The organism is Lysobacter capsici (genome assembly GCF_014779555.2).
Lineage (GTDB): Bacteria > Pseudomonadota > Gammaproteobacteria > Xanthomonadales > Xanthomonadaceae > Lysobacter > Lysobacter capsici.
The window spans coordinates 3,191,667-3,210,816 of sequence record NZ_CP094357.1 but is presented as its reverse complement, the minus strand read 5'-3'; the positions used below and the strand labels follow the sequence as shown (position 1 = coordinate 3,210,816).

Below are 19,150 nucleotides of genomic sequence, written 5' to 3'. Positions count from 1 at the left end.
ACACCGAGCAATGAGCGACACACTTCGCGATCAACTGTTGGGCCTGGGCTTCAAGCCCGCGCCCAAGCCCGAGCGCAGCGAGCGCAAGGGCGACGACCGCCGTGGCGGCCCTGACCGGGCCGACGCCGCGCGCGGCAACAACAAACCCGGCCCGCGCCACGACGGCGCGCGCAAGCCCGGCGAGCAGCGTTCCGGCAAACCGCCCGGCGCGCGGCCCGACGGCGCGCGAGGCGATCAGGCGCGACCGGCGTCCAGGCCCGGCGAAGGCCGCAGGCCCGACCAGCGCGGTCCGCGTCCGGGCGCGCCGGGCAAGCCGCGCACGCGCGAGGACATCGATCTGGCCAAGGCGTACGCGATCCGCGCCCAGCGCGAGAAAGACGAACGCATCGCCGCCGAGCAGGCCAAGCAGGAAGAGGCGCGCCTGCGCCGCGAAGCGCGGGCCAAGCTCACCGAACTGGTCAAGGGCCAGGGCCTGAACCAGGCCGATGCCGAAATCGCCCGGCATTTTCCGTATGGCGGCAAGATCAAGCGGGTCTACGTCAACGCCGAGCAGCTCAAGCAGCTCAACGCCGGCGAACTGGGCGTGCTGCAGCTCGAAGGCCGCTATGTGCTGGTGACGGCGGCCTTGCTGGCGCAGGCCGAAGAGATCTTCCCGCAGGCGGTGGCGTTGAAGGTCGACCCGAACGCGCCGGCCGAGGACGATCCGTACGCCGATCCGCAGTATCAGGTGCCGGACGATCTGGTCTGGTGAGTGGGATAGGGGAGGTTGTTGTTGCGAAAGCAACAGCAACAGCGAATCCCCGCGCTGAGGTTCGACCCGATAAAGGGGCTGCGCCGGGCGCCGCCCCCTCTACAAAGTGGGCTGCCGATTTTCCACAAGGTTGATTCGTCGCGGCCACGCAGCGCTCGCGTTGAACAGAAGCGGTAGCTGTCCAGTGCTTGCGCGAAGTGGACTTCGGCTATCGCCAGGCCGCTATTCAACGGGCCACGACGGCAGGCGCGAAGCCTCAAGTCGCAACGCGTTGCCGCTGTCGCACCGAAGCCGCCGCAACCCATTGCCCACTTTGTAGAGGGGGCACGCGCCTGGCGTATTTGAACGAAGCTGATGAGCCAACGGCGCGGGGATTCGCTCCACCCCCGCGAATCAACGACTAAGACTAAGCCCCAACCGCCCGCGACCGCGACACAACCGCAGCGTCCGCCGCCACATCTCCCTGCGCCGGCCCAATAATCCGATCAATCATCGCCGCCACCGCCTGCGCGGTTTCCAGCGGCCGCTCCATCGGAAACAGATGGCTGCCCTCGATCCAGGCCCAGCGCGAACCGACCAGTCGCCGGGTCGCGGCGGTGCCGGCATTGCGCAGTTCGCGCGAACGGGTGCCGGCGAGGAAACCGACCGGAATCCGCAGCTTCGGGGTCAGCCCGCTCAACGAGGTGGTCGGCAGGCTGCGATAGATCTGGTATTCGATCTCGCGCTCGAACGCGAGCTCGCGCGCGCCGTCGTCGGCGCGGCGGGTGCCGTGCTCGACGTAGGCTTCGAGCACGCGCGAATCCCAACGCGCGAACGCCGGCTTGGCCAGGAAGTGGCTGCGCACCGCGTCGGTGTCGGGCCAGTGCTTGCGCCGCTGCAAGGTCGCGCGCGTGGGCATCACCAGATTGTCCAGGCCGGTGCGGCGGCCGAGCGAGACCAGGCGCGCGCGCCAGCCGGCGATCAAGGGCGAGTCGAGCATGACCACGCCGGCCAGGCGCGAGGCCAGCGCCGAGCCCGACAGCCGGTGCGCGGCCAGCAGGCTCAGGTAGCCGCCGAGGGAATGCCCGACCAGCCAGATCCGGCGCGCGTCGCCGCTGGCCGCTTCGACCCGCGCCGCGAGTTCGTCGACCAGATGCGGCCAGTCCAGGCTGACCGGGTAGCGCGGGTCGTGGCCGATGCGCGCCGGCCGCTCGATCCGGAACCGCGACGCGAGCGCGTCCAGCATCACCCCGTAGACGGGCGCCGGAAAGCCGTTGGCGTGGGAGAACAGCAGCAGATCGTGCATGCGGGCGAGGGGCCGCAACTGGCCGCTGGCAATGAGGTGGCAGAACCATACCATTGCGTACAGTTGTGCGGTAGCCGGTAGTGGCCGCTGGGTGTCAGGGCGAAGTGGCGTCGTTGCAAGCGCGTGGTCGGTCGCCGCTGTGCCAGTTGCAGTAAGTGACGCGGCGATCGGCTGCCCCGCGGTCGCAGCTTACGCAGCTCCTACAGTCGGACTTCGTGGATGCCCGGCCGCCCCCTGTAGGAGCGGCGCGAGCCGCGACCGCGAATCACAAACTACGACGCAGGCCCATCGAACCCGCGTCGCGCTCACCACGACAAAACCTCAAGCCGCCTCGCGATACCGCGGCGCCGGCTGCGACTGGCCGAAATGCGGAAGCAGCGCCTGCCGCGAGCTTTCCAGCGTGTCCCACAGCGCCGCGTCGTGCAGCGGCGGAATCGTCACCTTCTCACGCCGGTCGTACCCGGCCAAGGCGGCATCGACCAGATCGCCGACTTCCATGACCCCGGGAATTTGCTCCACGTCGCGGCCCGACCGCTCCCAGATCTCGGTGCGCGTGGCCGCCGGCAAGACCGCCTGCACGTACACGCCCTTGGGTCCGAGCTCGACCTGCAGCGACTGGCTCAGGTAGTGCATGAAGGCCTTGGTTGCGCCGTACACGCTCATGCCGAATTCCGGCGCGAGCCCGACCACGGAGGCGAGGTTCACGATCGCGCCCTGGCCGGCGGCGGCCAAGCGCGGCGCGATCGCCGCGGCCAGCCGCGCGGGCGCGGTGACGTTGAGCGCGATCAGCTGCGCGACCTGGTCGGGCGACTGATCCAGGAAGTTGCCGGGCAGGGTGGCGCCGGCGTTGTTGACCAGCACGCCGATGCGCGGGTCGTCGCGCAGCACCGCCTCGACCCGCGCCAGTTGGACCGGGTCGGCGAGATCGGCCTGCAGCACCTCGGCCTTGACGCCGTAATCGGCGCGCAGGCGTTCGGCGAGGGCGTCCAGGCGGGACAGGTCGCGCGCCGCCAGGACCAGATCGTGGCCGCGGCGGGCGAAACGGTCGGCGTAGACGGCGCCGATGCCGCTGGAAGCGCCGGTAATGAGGACGGTGGGAAGCGGGGTAGTCACGGTGAACCTCGTTGGGTGTTGGGGGACTGTTACATGATGATCATCATGTTTAAGTTATCATGATGATCGTCATGTAACATGTCAAGGACGATCAGGCCCCGTCCGTCGGGTCGTCGGATCGGCCGCAATCAGCAGGAGAACGGGATGAAGGTCAGTCGCGAACAGGTGGGCGAGAACCGGCGCAGGATCCTCGACGAGGCCGGCAGGCTGTTCCGTGCGCGCGGGTTCGAGGCGGTCACGGTGGCCGAGGTGATGAAGGCCGCCGGCCTCACCCACGGCGCGTTCTACGGCCACTTCCAGTCCAAAGACGACCTGATCGCGCAGACCCTGGGCCATGTGCTGAGCCAGGCCCAGGTCGGCGACGAACTGCGGCCGTTCGTGGATTTCTACCTGTCGCCGCATCACTGCGGCGACCTCGCCGGCGGTTGCCCGACCGCCGCGCTCGGCGCCGACACGATTCGCCAGTCGCCGCGGGCGCGACAGGCGATGACCGAGGGCTTGCGCCAGCATCTGCAGCACATGACCCGGATGGAATCCGCGCCGGATGAAGCCACCCGCAGGCGCCAGGCGATCGGCGCCTGGTCGGCGATGGTCGGCGCGGTGATCCTGGCGCGGCTCAGCGACGACCCGGCGCTGTCGGAGGAAGTGCTGGCGCAGACCCGGGCCTGGATCGACGGAAGCACCTCGGCGAGCGCGGGCTAAGCATCGGCCCTTCGACGTACGCCACCTCGTCGCGAAACCGGATGACATGCGCGTCAGCGAACGCGCCGCTTGTTCGCGCATCGAACCCACCGCCATCGCCGCGGATGAGATCGGTTGCGGCTAAAGTGCGGCCGCGTGCGTAGCGGTTTGCCGATCGGACCGATCGATGCGGCTTGGCGGCGACGCACGCCACAAGGACATCCACTCAGAGAGGGAATTCATGCGCATTCTTCCGTTCGCGGGCCTGGCATTGACCGGCCTGCTGCTCAGCCACACCGCCCACGCCGCCTGCGACACCGTGTTGTCGCCGGAGGTCCGTTCGATCGATGCGGCCGGCACCTACTGCCTGGCCGCCAACCGCAGCGCGCCGATCGAGGTGCGCGCCGACAACGTCGAGCTCGACTGCCGCGGCCGCACGCTGTCGCGCCCGTCCAATTCGCCCGGATTCGGCACCGGCGTGCTGCTGCGCGGCGACAACCTCACCGTGCGCAATTGCCGCTTCGAGGGCTGGCAGTTCAGCGTGCTCGCCGAACAGTTCCTCAACGTGCAGATCCTCAACAACACCTTCATCCCCGAAGGGCCGGCGATCACCGCCTACGGCAGCGACCGTCCCGAAGGCGACGGCTTGCGCGTGATCGGCAATAGGGTGTTGTTCTACGGTTCGCAAAACGGCGCCGAGCAGGCCATCGGCATCTGGCATTCGCCGCGCGCGGTGCTGACCAACAACGTGGTCGCCGGTTTCATGGGCCATGCCGCGTTGCAACTGGACCGGTCCCCGGATGCGCAGTTGACCGGCAATCAGTTGCTCGACTTGAACGAAGGCGGATCGGTCGGCGTCGAGCTGATTTTCTCGCCGCGCGCGCGCATGGTCCACAACACCGTGATGCTGCGTCGCGGCGTCAACGCCCACGGCCTGAGCGGCGCCAGCGAGGCGACCTGCATCGAGAACATCCTGATCAATGCCGTGCACTCGGGCCTGGAAGGCTGCGCGGTGACGCGTCACAACGTCGATCAGATCAACAACGGCGATTGATTTTTTGCGGCGATAGTCATCGATAACGTGCCGGCATGCATCTCAAAGACGCCGCCTTCGAAACAGCGGGGCGGCGTCGTTTGCGGTGAACGTGCAGGTGATTGGGTCAGACGCGATCGGCGCCTCGTCGAGAACTAGGACGAATCGTTCGCGCCAATCGCCGTCGATAACGTGCCGATATGCACCTTCAAGATGCTTCCTTCGAAACAGCGGGGCGTCGTCGTTTGCGATGAACGTGCAGGCGACAGAGTCAGAAGCGATCGGCGCTTCGTCGCGATGACTGAGATGCAATGTCGATACAATCGTCGGCGCAGCACAGCGAGGCGACTGATCGATTCATCACCTCGCGCACTGCGCTCATCCGTCACACCCTTCAAGGAAAAGGAACTTCATGCGACTGCTCCCGATTACAGGCCTGGCCCTGACCGGCCTGATGCTCAGCACCTCCGCGTTCGCCTGCGACACCATCGTCCCGTCGCAGCAAATATCGATCTATGGCCCGGGCAAGTACTGCCTGAGCGCCAATCGCAGCCTTCCCATCGAGATCAGCGGCCCGGACATCGAACTCGATTGCCGTACCCGCTCCATCATCAATCCCAGTCCCAACGGCGGCGGCCCGACCGGCATCCGGATCAACTCCGGCGACAAGGTCATCGTGCGCAATTGCCGAGTCGACGGTTTTCCGATCGGCATCGACATGAACGTGCAGTCCAATGCGCAGTTGCTCAACAACACCGTGGTGCGTGCGCAAGATGTCGCGATCATGGTCCACGGCATCAACAACAACGATCCGTTCGCCGAACCGACCCGCATCGTCGGCAACCGGGTGATCGGCTACCCGAACCCCAACGATCCCTCGTCCAGCTGGGCCCCGGCGCTGCGCGTGATCGGCCTGGGCCGCGCGGTGATCAGCAACAACGTCGTCGCCGGCCACCGCGGGCCGGTCGGCCTGGAACTGGTGGACTCGCCGGACGTGCAGATCACCAACAACCAGTTCCTGGATCCGGCCGCGGTCGATCGCATGATCCGTCTGGAACAGTCGCCGCGCGCGCGCGTGGTCCACAACACCATCATGTCGCGTCAGCAGAACGTGATGTTCGGTCTCAGCGGCGCGAGCGGGGCGACCTGCGTGGAGAACGTGTTCATCAACACGATCCACTCGGGTTTTTCCGAGTGCGCGGTCACCCGTTACAACGTCGAACAGCCGTTGCCGCCGGCTCCGTAAGTCGGTCGCTGGCTTTACCAGGGTGTTGACGCTCCGCCGGCCATCGCGCCGGCGGAGTTTCTTGGCCGGTGCGGATGCACGGGGCGATGCGCGCGCCGACGCTGTCGTCGATCGACGTTCGTCACCACGCGCGGAGGCTGCGACGACGATCGATCCGCCGCGCGGTTTCAGTCGCCGCCGAGCGACGCCGGCAACATGGCGCGCGCGCTGTGCGCCAGTTCGCGCACCGTCGACACGCCCAGGTCGCGGATGATGCGATGGGTGCGATGCGGCAGCGGCGATTCGTCGATGTCGTGCGGCGCGATGTTCTTGCCCGGCACGCCGGGCAGGAACTCGATGCCGGCCGCGGCATAGCAATGCTGGACCAATGCCGAGCAGTACAGCGCGCCTTCCTTGGCCAGCAGGTTGCTGCGCTTGCGCAGGCGGCGGCTGTGCATCGCCATCAAGGTGCCGACCAGTTCGCTGATCGAATAACTCGACAGCCCCGACAGCAGGTCCAGCCCGGCGATCTGGACCTTGCGCAGTTGCTCGTCGTCCAGGCCGAAATCCAGGATCGCGATGTTCGGGAACGCCTCGGCGTCGTAATAGCGCTCGACCCGGTTCTCCTGCACGCCCAGGCGGATCTGCTTGTAGCGCATGTCCAGGTCGGACTCGATCACCCACCAGCGCCCGTCGATGCGGCGCTCGCTGAACATGAAGGCGTGCGACCACAGGCTGCGGTGGCCGTCCACGGTCAACGGCGACTGCGCCTTGCGGATCAGCTTGTTGATCCAGTCGCGGCCGCCGCACAGGCCGATCCGGCCGGGGCCGGCGTGTTTCTCGATAAAGGCGGCATTGCCGAAGGCGTCGGCCGATTCGGCCTGCTCTTCGACATCGGCGGACAACAGGATTTCGTCGCTCATCCTTGCGTACTCGTTCGGCTCGGTGCTGGGTCGGATCGGATCGGCGCATCGGGGCAGGGCCCCGGCGCGCTCACTCGGGATCGTAATCCAGATTCGAGGCCAGCCACCGTTCGGCCTGGATCAGGCTGACGCCCTTGCGCCGGGCGTAGTCCTCGACCTGTTCCTTGTTGACCCGGCCGACCACGAAGTACTGGCTGCCCGGATGGCTGAAGTAATAGCCCGAGACCGCCGCGGCCGGGTACATCGCGAAGCTTTCGGTCAGCTCCAGGCTGGTGTGGCGGGTGGCGTCGAGCATCTGGAACAGCGTGGTCTTCTCGCTGTGTTCGGGGCAGGCCGGATAGCCCGGCGCGGGGCGGATGCCGCGGTAGCCTTCGTCGATCAGCGCATCGTTGTTGAGGGTTTCGTCGTCGGCGTAGCCCCAGAACTCCTTGCGCACGCGCTGATGCAGGCGCTCGGCCAGCGCTTCGGCCAGGCGGTCGGCCAGCGCCTTGACCATGATCGAGTTGTAGTCGTCGTGATCGGCCTCGAAGCGCGCGACATGCGGCTCGATGCCGATGCCGGCGGTGACCGCGAAGCCGCCGATCCAGTCCTGCCGGCCCGATTCCTTCGGCGCGATGAAGTCGGCCAGGCAGAAGTCGGGGCGGTCGGCGGGTTTGTCGGCTTGTTGTCTGAGGAAGTGCAGGCGCACCGCTTCGCTCCTTCCCCCGCTTGCGGGGGAAGGCTGGGATGGGGACACGCCAGTCGCTGCGTGCTGGCCCTCACCCCGGTCCTCTCCCGCGAGCGGGAGAGGGAGGTTCATGTCGACTTCGACATCGTCGCCGATCGAGTTGGCGGGCCACAGCCCGAACACCGCCTTGGCCTTGATCCACTTCTCCTCGACCAACTGCTTGAGCATCCGGCGCGCATCGCGGTACAGCTCGGTGGCCTGCTTGCCGACGATTTCGTCGCTGAGGATCGCCGGGTAACGGCCGGCCAGTTCCCAGGTGTTGAAGAAGGGCGTCCAGTCGATGTACTCGACCAGTTCGTCCAGCGGGTAATCGTCGAACACGTGCAGGCCCGGTTGTTTCGGCGCGGGCGGAACGTACTCGTCCCAACCGCCGTCGTAGCGCTGGCCGCGCGCCTTTTCCAGCGACACCAGGCGCTTGCCGTCGCCGCGGTTCTTGTGGCGTTCGCGGATCTCGGCGTAGTCGGAGGCGTTGGCGGCGACGAAGGGCTCGCGCAGGTCGATCGAGATCAGCGACTGGGCCACGCCGACCGCGCGCGAGGCGTCCTTGACCCAGATCGTCGGCGATTTGTAATGCGGGTCGATCTTCAGCGCGGTGTGCGCGCGCGAGGTGGTCGCGCCGCCGATCAGCAGCGGCATGGTGAAGCCCTGGCGCTGCATCTCGCGGGCGACGTGGCTCATTTCCTCCAGAGACGGCGTGATCAGGCCCGACAGGCCGATCAGGTCGGCGTTTTCGGCGCGGGCGCGATCGAGGATCGTCTGCGCCGGCACCATCACGCCCAGGTCGATCACGTCGAAGTTATTGCAGGCCAGGACCACGCCGACGATGTTCTTGCCGATGTCGTGTACGTCGCCCTTGACCGTGGCCATGACGATCTTGCCGTTGGACTTGCCGACATCGCCGGTGCGCAGCTTCTCGGCTTCGATGTACGGCAGCAGGTAGGCGACCGCCTTCTTCATCACCCGCGCCGACTTGACCACCTGCGGCAGGAACATCTTGCCGGCGCCGAACAGGTCGCCTACCACGTTCATGCCCGACATCAGCGGACCTTCGATCACGTCGAGCGGGCGGGTCGATTCGATGCGCGCCGCTTCGGTGTCCTCCTCGATCCACTGGTCGATGCCATGGACCAGCGCATGGCTCAAGCGGTCGCGTACCGGCTTGTCGCGCCAGCGCAGGTCCTCGACCTTTTTCTCGCCTTTCTTGCCCTTGAAGCGGTCGGCGATGTCGAGCAAGCGTTCGGTGCCGTCGCTGCGGCGGTTGAGCACCACGTCCTCGACCCGTTCGCGCAGGTCCGGATCCAGATCGTCGTACAACGGCAGGCCGCCGGCGTTGACGATGCCCATGTCCATGCCGGCCTTGATCGCGTGATACAGGAACACCACGTGGATCGCCTGGCGCACCAGCTCGTTGCCGCGGAACGAGAACGACACGTTCGACACGCCGCCGGAGATATGGCTGTACGGAAAGCGCCGCTTGAGCTCGCGCGTGGCCTCGATGAAATCGACCGCGTAGTTGTTGTGCTCCTCGATGCCGGTGGCGATCGCGAACACGTTGGGGTCGAAGATGATGTCCTCGGGCGGAAAACCGATCTCCTCGGTCAGCAGCTTGTAGGCGCGCGAGCAGATCTCGACCTTGCGGTCGATGCTGTCGGCCTGGCCGACCTCGTCGAAGGCCATGACCACCACGGCCGCGCCGTAGCGTCGCACCAGCCGGGCCTGGCGCAGGAACTCGGCTTCGCCTTCCTTCATCGAGATCGAATTGACGATGCCCTTGCCCTGCAGGCACTTGAGCCCGGCCTCGATCACCGACCACTTGGAGCTGTCGACCATCACCGGGATGCGGGCGATATCGGGCTCGGCCGCGATCAGGTTGAGGTAGGTGACCATGGCCAGCTCGGAATCGAGCATGCCTTCGTCCATGTTGACGTCGAGCACCTGCGCGCCGTTCTCGACCTGCTGGCGCGCGACCACGATGGCCTCGTCATAGCGGCCTTCCAGGATCAGCTTCTTGAACTGCGCGCTGCCGGTGACGTTGGTGCGCTCGCCGACGTTGACGAAGTTGCTTTGCGGGGTGATCTGCAGCGGTTCGAGGCCGCTGAGTCGGGTTTGACGGGGCAGGGTGGCGGTCATGCGGGGGAGTTTTTTGCCTTGATCGGGATTGCCGGTGGAAAAAACAGTGGAGAGGAGTGAGAAGTGACTAAGGCGAGGCGCGCTTTCGCTCGTTCCTCACTCCTGCCCACTCTTTCCTCGCGCCTTGCGGTCAGGCCGCATCGACCAACTGCAACGGCTGCCGCGGCTCCACCCCTTCGACCGCCGCCACGATCGCGGCGATATGCGCCGGCGTCGTCCCGCAGCAGCCGCCGACCAGGTTGAGCAGGCCGGCGCGGGCGAATTCGCCGAGCACCGCGGCCATGTCCTCGGGGGTTTCGTCGTAACCGCCGAACGCGTTGGGCAGGCCGGCGTTGGGGTGGGTGCTGACGTAGGCGTCGGCGATCTGCGCCAGCACGTCGATGTGCACGCGCAGGTCCTTGGCGCCGAGTGCGCAGTTCAGGCCGATCGCGACCGGCTGGTTGTGGCGCACCGAGTACCAGAACGCCTCGGCGGTCTGGCCCGACAAGGTTCGGCCAGAGGCGTCGGTGATCGTGCCGGAGATCATCACCGGCAGCCGCGCGCCGCGCGCATCGAAGGCTTCCTCGACCGCGAACAATGCGGCCTTGGCGTTGAGCGTGTCGAAGATGGTCTCGACCATGATCACGTCGGCGCCGCCGTCGATCAGTCCGTCGGTGGCTTCGCGGTAGGCGATGCGCAGTTCGTCGAAGGTGATCGCGCGGTAGCCGGGGCGGTTCACGTCCGGGCTCAAGGATGCGGTGCGGCTGGTCGGACCGAGCACGCCGATCACGTAGCGCGGCTTGTCCTTGCCGGCGGCCGCATCGCGCGCTTCGGCTTCGTCGCAGGCCTGGCGCGCCAGGCGCGCGCCTTCTAGGTTGAGTTCGCGCGCCAGATGCTCCAGGCCGTAGTCCGACAGCGAGATCGTGGTCGAGTTGAAGGTGTTGGTCTCGATCAGGTCGGCGCCGGCGGCCAGATAATCGGCGTGGATGCCGCGGATGATGTCGGGCCGGGTCAGGGTCAGCAGGTCGTTGTTGCCGCGCTGGTCGCGCGCGCAGCCGCAGCCCTCGCCATGCACGTGCGCGCCGTGTTCGTCCTGCGGCGCGTACAGCCGGTCGAAGCCTTCGGCGAAGCGTTCGCCGCGGTAGTCGGCCTCTTCCAGCGTGAACTGCTGGATCATCGTGCCCATCGCGCCGTCCATGACCAAGATCCGTTGCGCCAATCCACGCTCGAGCGCATGCGCGCGCTCAGGGTTGATCCACGGTAACTGCTTCATATCGGTCTCCTCACTTCTTGCCGGGCTTGCGCACCGGCTCGCCGCCGGGCTTGCGCGCCATCAACGCGATCACTTCGAAATGCGGCGGCCGGCGTTCGCGGGTGACCGTCTCGCAGCTGACGATCTCGAACCCGGCCTTGCCGGCGAATTTCTGCAGGTCCTTTTCGGCGAAACCCAGGTTGACGTGGCCGAAGGCTTCGACCGCGCCGCGGTGTTCGTGCCGGGCCAGACTGGTCAGCAGCAGGCGGCCGCCGGGACGCAGCACCCGCGCTGCCTCGATCACCGCCTGCGCCGGTTGTTCGGCATAGGTCAGCGCGTGCATCAGCACGACCAGATCGAAGCTGTCGGCGGCGAACGGCAGCGCGTGCATGTCGCCCTCGCGCACTTCCACGTTCTTGAGCTTGCGCAGGCGCTCGGACGCGGCCGCGACCACCTTGGTGCTGGCGTCCAGGCACACATAACGGTTGGAGTGCGGCGCCAGCAGCTCGGCCAGCACGCCGTCGCCGGAGGCGATGTCGAGCACGTCGCCGGGCTGCAGCAGCGGCACCGCCGAGCGGGCCAGCGCTTCCCAGGTGCGGCCGGGCGAGTAGTGGCGCTCCATGTCGCCGGCCACCGAATCGGCCCAGTTCTGGTCGGAGGCACGCATCGCCAGCACCGCGGTCACCCGTTCGGCGTCCTGACGCAGCAGCGGATCGTCACTGCCGGTGCTCAGGGTCTGCCACAAGGCACGCTGGGCCTGATCGAGCGCGCCCTCGTCGAAGCGGTAATAGGCCGACACGCCGGCGCGGCGGTCGCGCACCAGCCCTGCTTCCTTGAGCTTGGACAGATGGGTCGACACGCGCGGCTGGGCCAGGCGGGTGATCGCCGACAGCTCGGCCACGGTCAGCTCCTCGCGCTCGAGCAGGGTCAGCAGACGCACGCGGGTGGCGTCGGCGAACACTTTGAGACGGGATGACCAGCCTTCGAGATCCATGCGGGGTGCCTTGAACGGGAATGGGGCGTCGGGAATGGGGAATCGGTAAACGGCGTCGGCGACGGCGGCTTGCAGCCGATTCCCGATTTTCCGTTCCCGATCCCCGCTGTTCCATCAACGTATCGCGATATAGCGATAAGTGTGGTATCCGAAGCCCCCCAGGTCAAGTCATGACGCGTCGCAACAAAAGCCGGGACGACCCGGACGACGTCTAAAAGCGGACTGAAAGCGCGCCGGCCGAACGCCAGATCGGGGCAGGCCGATGGGTGGGGTTATTCGGCGCGCGCGGCTACAATTCGCGTTCGCGGTTCAACCGAATGGACGCGCGGACCATGAGCCAGGGTCGGATCGGCCGCAACGCGCCAGTGAGGCGACGGCGCCGTTCGATCGGGCTGCGATGGCAATCACCACAGCAATCAAGACCCGAGAGGTGCCGACGTGGATTTTGGCTTTACCGAAGAGCAGTTGATGATCCAGGACGTGGCGCGCCGTATCGCCCAGGAAAAGATTGCTCCCAGCGCCGAGCACCACGATCGCACCGGCGAGTTCCCGCTCGAGAACATCCGCACCCTCGGCGAGAACGGCCTGATGGGCATCGAGGTGCCGGCCGAGTACGGCGGCGCCGGCATGGACCCGATCTCCTACGTGCTGGCGATGGTCGAAATCGCCGCCGGCGACGCGGCCCACTCGACCATCGTGTCGGTGAACAATTCGCTGTTCTGCAACGGCATTCTCAAGTTCGGCACCGAGGCACAGAAGCAGCTGTACGTGCGCGCGATCGCCGAAGGCCGCGAAATCGGCGCGTTCGCGCTGACCGAGCCGCAGTCGGGCTCCGACGCCACCGCGATGCGCTGCAAGGCGGTCAAGCAGGCCGACGGCACCTTCGTGATCAACGGCAAGAAGAGCTGGATCACCTCCGGCCCGGTCGCCAAGTACATCGTGCTGTTCGCGATGACCGACCCGGACAAGGGCGCGCGCGGCATCACCGCGTTCATGATCGACACCGCCAAGCCCGGTTTCCACCGCGGCAAGACCGAGCCCAAGCTCGGCATCCGCGCCTCGGCGACCTGCGAGATCGAATTCGAAAACTACGTCGCCGCCGCCGAGGACGTGCTCGGCGAGGAAGGCCACGGCTTCAAGATCGCCATGGGCGTGCTCGACGCCGGCCGCATCGGTATCGCTTCGCAGGCCATCGGTATCGGTCGCGCGGCGTATGAGGCCACGCTGAGCTACGTGCGCGAGCGCAAGGCCTTCGGCCAGCCGATCGGCGCGTTCCAGATGACCCAGGCCAAGATCGCCGACATGAAGTGCAAGCTCGACGCGGCCCTGCTGCTGACCTTGCGCGCGGCCTGGCAGAAGGGCCAGACCGAGAAGAACGGCGGGCGTTTCAGCAACGAGGCGGCGATCGCCAAGCTCACCGCGTCGGAAGCGGCGATGTGGATCGCCCATCAGGCCGTGCAGATCCACGGCGGCATGGGCTATTCCAAGGAAATGCCGCTGGAGCGTTATTTCCGCGACGCCAAGATCACCGAAATCTACGAAGGCACCAGCGAGATCCAGCGTCTGGTCATCGCCCGCAACGAAACCGGTCTGCGCTGAAAACCACCGACGATGAAACGTTTCGGTTCGTCTAGGCCTACCGCCGGTCCTGAGGACGGCGGCAAGGGCTTGCGCGTTTCGATCCGCGCCATGCAGGCCGGCCCGCGCGTGAGCGCGCGGGCCCGGGTGGGCGCGTCGCTCGATTACGGCGCCGGCGTCGTTGCCGCCTTGCAAGGTTCGACCTCCAAGCAATAACCACTCTCTTGGCCCGCGCGAAAGCGTGGGCCTCATTCCATCCGGATCTCGACATCCCCATGAGCATTAAAAAAGCTTCCAAGCCCGAACCCGCCAAACGCGCCGCCGCCAAACCGGCGACGAAGTCGGCATCGGCCAAGCAAGCCCCGGCCAAGAAAACCTCGGCCAAACCCGCCGCGGACAAGGCCGCGCCCGTCAGCAAGTCGGCCAGCGTCAAGAAGGCCACGCCCGGCAAGGCCGCGCTCGACAGCGGTCAGTCCGCGCCGCCGGTCGACAGCCAGGCGGTAAGCCTCGAGCCGATCGTCGCGGCGATGCGCAAGCGCCTGCCCAAGGCGCGCCATGCCGAGGCCGAGGCGTTCGCGCATGCGTTCTACAAGCGCATGAGCGGGGATGAACTGCCGCAGCATCAGCCCGATGGCTGGGCGGCGTTGGCGGTGGACTTTCTGGATTACGCGCGCGATCGCAAGCAGGGCTCTGCGCTGGTGCGGTTGTTCAACCCCACGCTGAAGTCTCATGGCTGGGAATCGCCGCACACCGTGCTGCAGATCGCCAACGACGACATGCCGTTCCTGGTCGACTCGGTGACCATGGCGCTGGCCGATCAGGGCATCGGCGTGCACGTGCTCGGCCATCCGGTGGTGACGTTCCAGCGCGACAAGTCCGGCAAGCTGCTGGCGGTCGGGCAGGGCGTGGCCGAATCGCTGATGCACCTGGAAATCGACCGGCAGACTCCGGAATCGGCCGCCGCGGTCAAGCAGGCGCTGGAAACCGTGCTCGCCGATGTGCGCGCGATCGTGCGCGACTGGGCGCAGATGCGCGACAAGATGAACGAGGTCGCCGACGATCTGCCCAGCGAAAACCTGCCGATCGACGAAGACGGCAAGCGCGAGGCGCAGGCGTTCCTGCACTGGGCCGCCGACAACCACTTCACCTTCCTGGGCTATCGCGAGTACGAAGTCGTCAAGCTCGGCGGCAACGAGGTGCTGCGCGCGGTCAAGGACAGCGGCCTGGGCCTGCTGCGCGGCAAGGAAGTCGGCAAGCCGCGCCTGCTGACCTCGCTGGCGGCGCATTACATGCCGCAGTCCGGTTCGGTCGATGCGCTGATCCTGACCAAGACCAATGCGCGTTCCACCGTGCATCGCCCCGGCTACATGGACTACATCGGCGTGCTGAGCTTCGACGCCCAGGGCCGTCCGACCGGCGAGAAGCGCTTCCTCGGCCTGTACACCTCCAGCGCCTACAACCGCCGTCCGTGGGACATCCCGCTGGTGCGTCAGCGCCATGCCTATGTGATGCAGCAGTCCGGCCTCGGCCCCGACAGCCACAGCGGCAAGGCCCTGCGCCATGTGCTGGAAACCCTGCCGCGCGACGAGCTGTTCCAGTCCAGCGAAGAAGAACTGCTCAAGACCACCTCGGGCATCCTCGGCCTGCAGGAGCGCGTACGCAGCAAGCTGTTCCTGCGCCAGGACCGCTACGGCCGCTATTACTCGGGCCTGGTCTACATCCCGCGCGAGCGCTTCAACACCGACGTGCGCCTGCGCGTGGAAGCGATGTTGAAGGAGCAGCTGCACGGCGAGCACATCGACACCACCGTGCACATCGGCGAATCGCCGCTGGCGCAGCTGCATCTGATCGTGCGGCCGAAGGCCGGCGATGCGGTCCACAACGGCGGCCGTCAGATCGACAACGCCGCGATCGAGGCCGAACTGGCCGAGATCGTGCGCAACCGCCAGGACGACCTGCGCGAAGCGCTGGTGCGCAACAACGGCGAGCAGCAGGGCCTGGCCCTGGCCAACCGCTACGGCCGCGCCTTGCCGGCCGGTTACATCGAAGAAGTCTCCGCCGCCGTCGCCGCGCAGGACATCGCCCACGTCGCCGCCCTGAGCGGCCCCGACGACCTGCGCCTGAGCCTGTGCCGCACGCGCAGCGGCGAGGGCGGGCTGCGCTTCAAGTTCTACCGCCAGCTCGACGACATCCCGTTGTCGGACGCGCTGCCGATGATGGAGAACATGGGCCTGCGGGTGATCTCCGAGCATCCCTATCGCCTGAATGTCGACAACCAGCCGGTCTACATCCAGGACTTCGAGGTCGAGACCGCCAACAACGACATCGACGTCGATCGCCTGGACGAAAACTTCGAGGAAGCCTTCGCCCAGATCTGGCGCGGCAATGCCGAGAACGACGGCTTCAACCGCCTGATCCTGACCGCCAACCTTTCCTGGCGTCAGGTCGCGATGCTGCGCGCGTACTGCAAGTATCTGCTGCAGGTCGGCGTGCCGTTCTCGCAGAGCTACGTCGAGGAAACCTTCAGCCGCTATCCGCTGCTGGCGCGCTTGCTGGTGGAACTGTTCGAAGCCCGCTTCGACCCGTGCACCGGCAGCGAGAGCAAGGACGAGATCAAGGCCGGCCAGGAACGCTTGGTCCAGCAGTTCGACACCTTGTCCGGCGGCGACGCCGCGGTCATGACCACGCTCAAGCCGGTCATCGACGCGCGCAGCGGCAAGCGCGAACAGCAGGCCCAGGCCACGGTCGAAGCGATCAAGGCGCTGCTCGACCGCGTCTCAAGCCTCGACGAAGACCGCATCCTGCGCAGCTTCATCGGCGTGATCAACGCCACCTTGCGCACCAGCTACTACCAGACCACCGCCGACGGTTCCGAGCGCGGCTATGTGAGCTACAAGTTCGATTCGGCCAACGTGCCGGACCTGCCCAAGCCGCGTCCGTACCGCGAAATCTTCGTCTACGGCCCGCGCGTGGAAGGCGTGCATCTGCGCTTCGGTCCGGTCGCGCGCGGCGGTCTGCGCTGGTCCGATCGCCGCGAGGACTTCCGCACCGAGGTGCTGGGTCTGGTCAAGGCGCAGATGGTCAAGAACACCGTGATCGTGCCGGTCGGCTCGAAGGGAGGCTTCTTCGCCAAGCGCCCGCCGATCGGCGGCGACCGCGACGCGGTCCTGGCCGAGGGCATCGCCTGCTACAAGATGTTCATCAACGGCTTGCTCGACATCACCGACAACATCGTCGGCGGCAAGATCGTTCCGCCGGCCAATGTCGTGCGCCACGACAATGACGACCCTTACTTGGTCGTCGCCGCCGACAAGGGCACCGCGACCTTCTCCGACATCGCCAACGGCATCGCCGCCGAGCACAAGTTCTGGCTCGACGACGCCTTCGCTTCTGGCGGTTCGGTCGGTTACGACCACAAGGGCATGGGCATCACCGCCAAGGGCGCGTGGGAGTCGGTCAAGCGCCACTTCCGTTCGCTCGGCCGCGACAGCCAGACCCAGGACTTCACCACGGTCGGCATCGGCGACATGTCCGGCGACGTGTTCGGCAACGGCATGCTGCTGAGCGAGCACATCCGCCTGCTGGCCGCGTTCGACCACCGCCACATCTTCCTCGATCCGAATCCGGACGCGGCCAGGACGTTCAAGGAACGCGCGCGCATGTTCAAGCTGCCGCGCTCGAGCTGGGACGACTACGACAAGGCGTTGATCAGCAAGGGCGGCGGCGTGTACCCGCGTTCGGCCAAGTCGATCCCGCTGTCGCCGGAAATCAAGGCCGCGCTCGGCATCGAGGGCAACGCCACCGCGATGAGCCCGGTCGAGCTGATGAGCGCGATCCTCAAGGCGCCGGTCGATCTGCTGTGGAACGGCGGCATCGGCACCTACGTCAAGGCCAGCAGCGAGAGCAACAGCGATGTCGGCGACCGCGCCAACAACGCGCTGCGCGTCAACGGCGGCGACCTGCGCTGCAAGATGGTGGGCGAGGGCGGCAACCTGGGCCTGACCCAGCTCGGCCGCATCGAGGCCGCGCAGCACGGCGTGCTGCTCAACACCGACTTCATCGACAACTCCGCCGGCGTGGACACCTCCGACCACGAGGTCAACATCAAGATCCTGCTCAACGGTCAGGTCCAGGCGAAGAAGTTGACCCTGCCCGAGCGCAACAAGCTGCTGGCGTCGATGACCGACGAGGTCGCCGACCTCGTGCTCAACGACAACTACCGCCAGAACCAGGCGATCAGCCTGATGGAGCGGATGAGCCTGTCGCGCCTGGGTTCCAAGCTGCATTTCATCCGCACGCTGGAATCGCAGGGCCTGCTCGATCGCCAGATCGAGTTCCTGCCGAGCGATGCCGAGATCGCCGAGCGCAAGGCGCGCGGCCAGGGCCTGACCCGCCCGGAACTGTCGGTGCTGCTGTCGTACTCCAAGCTGGTCGCGTTCCAGCAGATGCTCGATTCCGACGTGCCGGAAGACCCGTACCTGTCGAAGGAACTGGTGCGCTACTTCCCGCAGCCGCTGCAGGCCAAGTACGCCAAGGCGATGGAAAACCACCGCCTGAAGCGCGAAATCATCGCCACCGCGGTGACCAACTCGACCATCAACCGGATGGGCGCGACCTTCCTGCTGCGCATGCAGGAAGACAGCGGCCGCACCCCGGGCGAAGTCGCCAAGGCCTTCACCATCACCCGCGAGACGCTGGACGCGCGCGAGCTGTGGGCGCAGATCGACGCGCTCGACGGCAAGGTCGCCGAGTCGACCCAGATCGACGCCCTGCAGGTGATCTGGACGCTGCAGCGTTCGTTCACCCGCTGGCTGCTGTCGCGTCCGGGCGCGATCCCCGACATCACCACCGCGGTCGACCGCTACCACGACGGCTTCAAGAACATCCGCGCCGGCGTCGGCATCCTCGGCGACGGCGAACGCCCGGCCCACGATGCCGCGTTCGCCGACTGGAAGGCCAAGGGCGTGCCCGAATCGCTGGCCGCGCAGCTGGCCGCGCTGCCGTACCTGGAACCGAGCTGCGACATCATCGAACTGGCGCGCGAGCGCAAGCTCAAGCCGGTCGACGTGGCCAAGGTCCACTTCCGCCTCGGCGAAGCGCTGCGTCTGCCGTGGCTGCAGGAGCAGATCGACGCGCTGACCGTCGACGGCCGCTGGCATGCGGTGGCGCGCGGCGTGCTGCGCGAGGAACTGTCGACCCAGCAGCGCATCCTGGTCGGCCAGGTGCTGAAGATGCCGGGCGCCAACGCCGACGCGAAGGTGCAGGCATGGCTGGGACGCGACGATCAGTCGCTGCGTTTCACCCTGGCGATGCTGACCGAACTGGCGGCGCAGAAGACCCTGGACTATCCGACCGCCTCGGTCGCGGTGCAGCGTCTGTCGCAGTTGGCCGCGCGCGGCTAAGCCGTCCCGCGGGGGCGCCGCTTGGCGCTCCCGCGGCCGGTCGGTTTTTCTCTACATCACGGAATTCTTTCATCAAG

The 19,150-nt window shown here is 66.8% G+C and carries 13 protein-coding genes; 7 read left to right on the top strand and 6 right to left on the bottom strand.

The genetic code is table 11. The features are described 5' to 3' along the window. Window positions 1-10: 10 nt before the first annotated feature. Window positions 11-751 carry a DUF2058 domain-containing protein gene (locus IEQ11_RS12960; protein WP_191820696.1) on the top strand — a complete coding sequence of 247 codons (741 nt, stop codon included), beginning with the start codon at window positions 11-13 and terminating at the stop codon, window positions 749-751. A 406-nt stretch (window positions 752-1,157) separates the two neighbouring features. On the opposite strand, the gene IEQ11_RS12955 is transcribed toward IEQ11_RS12960, so the two are convergent. Continuing rightward, the gene (locus tag IEQ11_RS12955) at window positions 1,158-2,036 is read right to left on the bottom strand and encodes an alpha/beta fold hydrolase (protein WP_191820695.1); all 879 of its coding nucleotides are present in this window, start codon (window positions 2,034-2,036) and stop codon (window positions 1,158-1,160) included. 321 nt (window positions 2,037-2,357) lie between these two features. Then, the gene (locus tag IEQ11_RS12950; protein ID WP_191820694.1) at window positions 2,358-3,149 is read right to left on the bottom strand and encodes an SDR family NAD(P)-dependent oxidoreductase; all 792 of its coding nucleotides are present in this window, start codon (window positions 3,147-3,149) and stop codon (window positions 2,358-2,360) included. A gap of 144 nt (window positions 3,150-3,293) precedes the next feature. Between IEQ11_RS12950 and IEQ11_RS12945 the strand changes: the two genes are divergently transcribed. From IEQ11_RS12945 to IEQ11_RS12935, 3 genes are all read left to right on the top strand, one after another. Further along, the gene (locus IEQ11_RS12945; protein ID WP_191820693.1) at window positions 3,294-3,851 is read left to right on the top strand and encodes a TetR/AcrR family transcriptional regulator; all 558 of its coding nucleotides are present in this window, start codon (window positions 3,294-3,296) and stop codon (window positions 3,849-3,851) included. 220 nt (window positions 3,852-4,071) lie between these two features. Continuing rightward, a complete protein-coding gene (locus IEQ11_RS12940; RefSeq protein ID WP_191820692.1) occupies window positions 4,072-4,884 on the top strand; it encodes a right-handed parallel beta-helix repeat-containing protein in 813 nt (270 codons plus the stop codon). 391 nt (window positions 4,885-5,275) lie between these two features. Next, the gene (locus IEQ11_RS12935; RefSeq protein WP_191820691.1) at window positions 5,276-6,109 is read left to right on the top strand and encodes a NosD domain-containing protein; all 834 of its coding nucleotides are present in this window, start codon (window positions 5,276-5,278) and stop codon (window positions 6,107-6,109) included. 167 nt (window positions 6,110-6,276) lie between these two features. Here IEQ11_RS12935 and IEQ11_RS12930 read toward each other — a convergent pair whose 3' ends face one another. The 4 genes from IEQ11_RS12930 to IEQ11_RS12915 all read right to left on the bottom strand — a co-directional run bounded on the left by IEQ11_RS12930 (window position 6,277) and on the right by IEQ11_RS12915 (window position 12,093). Beyond that, window positions 6,277-7,011: a hypothetical protein gene (locus tag IEQ11_RS12930; protein WP_191820690.1), complete on the bottom strand. Its 735-nt coding sequence runs from the start codon at window positions 7,009-7,011 to the stop codon at window positions 6,277-6,279. Between the two features lie 70 nt (window positions 7,012-7,081). Next, window positions 7,082-9,868, bottom strand: coding sequence for a methionine synthase (gene metH, locus IEQ11_RS12925; RefSeq protein ID WP_191820689.1), 2,787 nt, complete (start codon window positions 9,866-9,868; stop codon window positions 7,082-7,084). A 130-nt stretch (window positions 9,869-9,998) separates the two neighbouring features. Continuing rightward, complete coding sequence (locus IEQ11_RS12920; RefSeq protein WP_096414636.1) at window positions 9,999-11,120, bottom strand: homocysteine S-methyltransferase family protein; 1,122 nt, start codon at window positions 11,118-11,120, stop codon at window positions 9,999-10,001. Between the two features lie 10 nt (window positions 11,121-11,130). After that, a complete protein-coding gene (locus IEQ11_RS12915; protein WP_057921728.1) occupies window positions 11,131-12,093 on the bottom strand; it encodes an ArsR/SmtB family transcription factor in 963 nt (320 codons plus the stop codon). 438 nt (window positions 12,094-12,531) lie between these two features. Here IEQ11_RS12915 and IEQ11_RS12910 point away from each other — a divergent pair, with 438 nt between their 5' ends. The 3 genes from IEQ11_RS12910 to IEQ11_RS12900 are packed head-to-tail and all read left to right on the top strand — an operon-like array spanning window position 12,532 to window position 19,073. Continuing rightward, window positions 12,532-13,692: an acyl-CoA dehydrogenase family protein gene (locus IEQ11_RS12910; protein WP_036104126.1), complete on the top strand. Its 1,161-nt coding sequence runs from the start codon at window positions 12,532-12,534 to the stop codon at window positions 13,690-13,692. Window positions 13,693-13,704: 12 nt separating this feature from the next. Continuing rightward, window positions 13,705-13,887, top strand: a complete 183-nt coding sequence (locus IEQ11_RS12905; protein ID WP_191820688.1) for a hypothetical protein — start codon at window positions 13,705-13,707, stop codon at window positions 13,885-13,887. A gap of 59 nt (window positions 13,888-13,946) precedes the next feature. Next, entirely contained in the window at window positions 13,947-19,073 is a 5,127-nt protein-coding gene (locus IEQ11_RS12900; protein WP_191820687.1) for an NAD-glutamate dehydrogenase, read from the top strand. The last annotated feature ends 77 nt before the right edge of the window (window positions 19,074-19,150 follow it).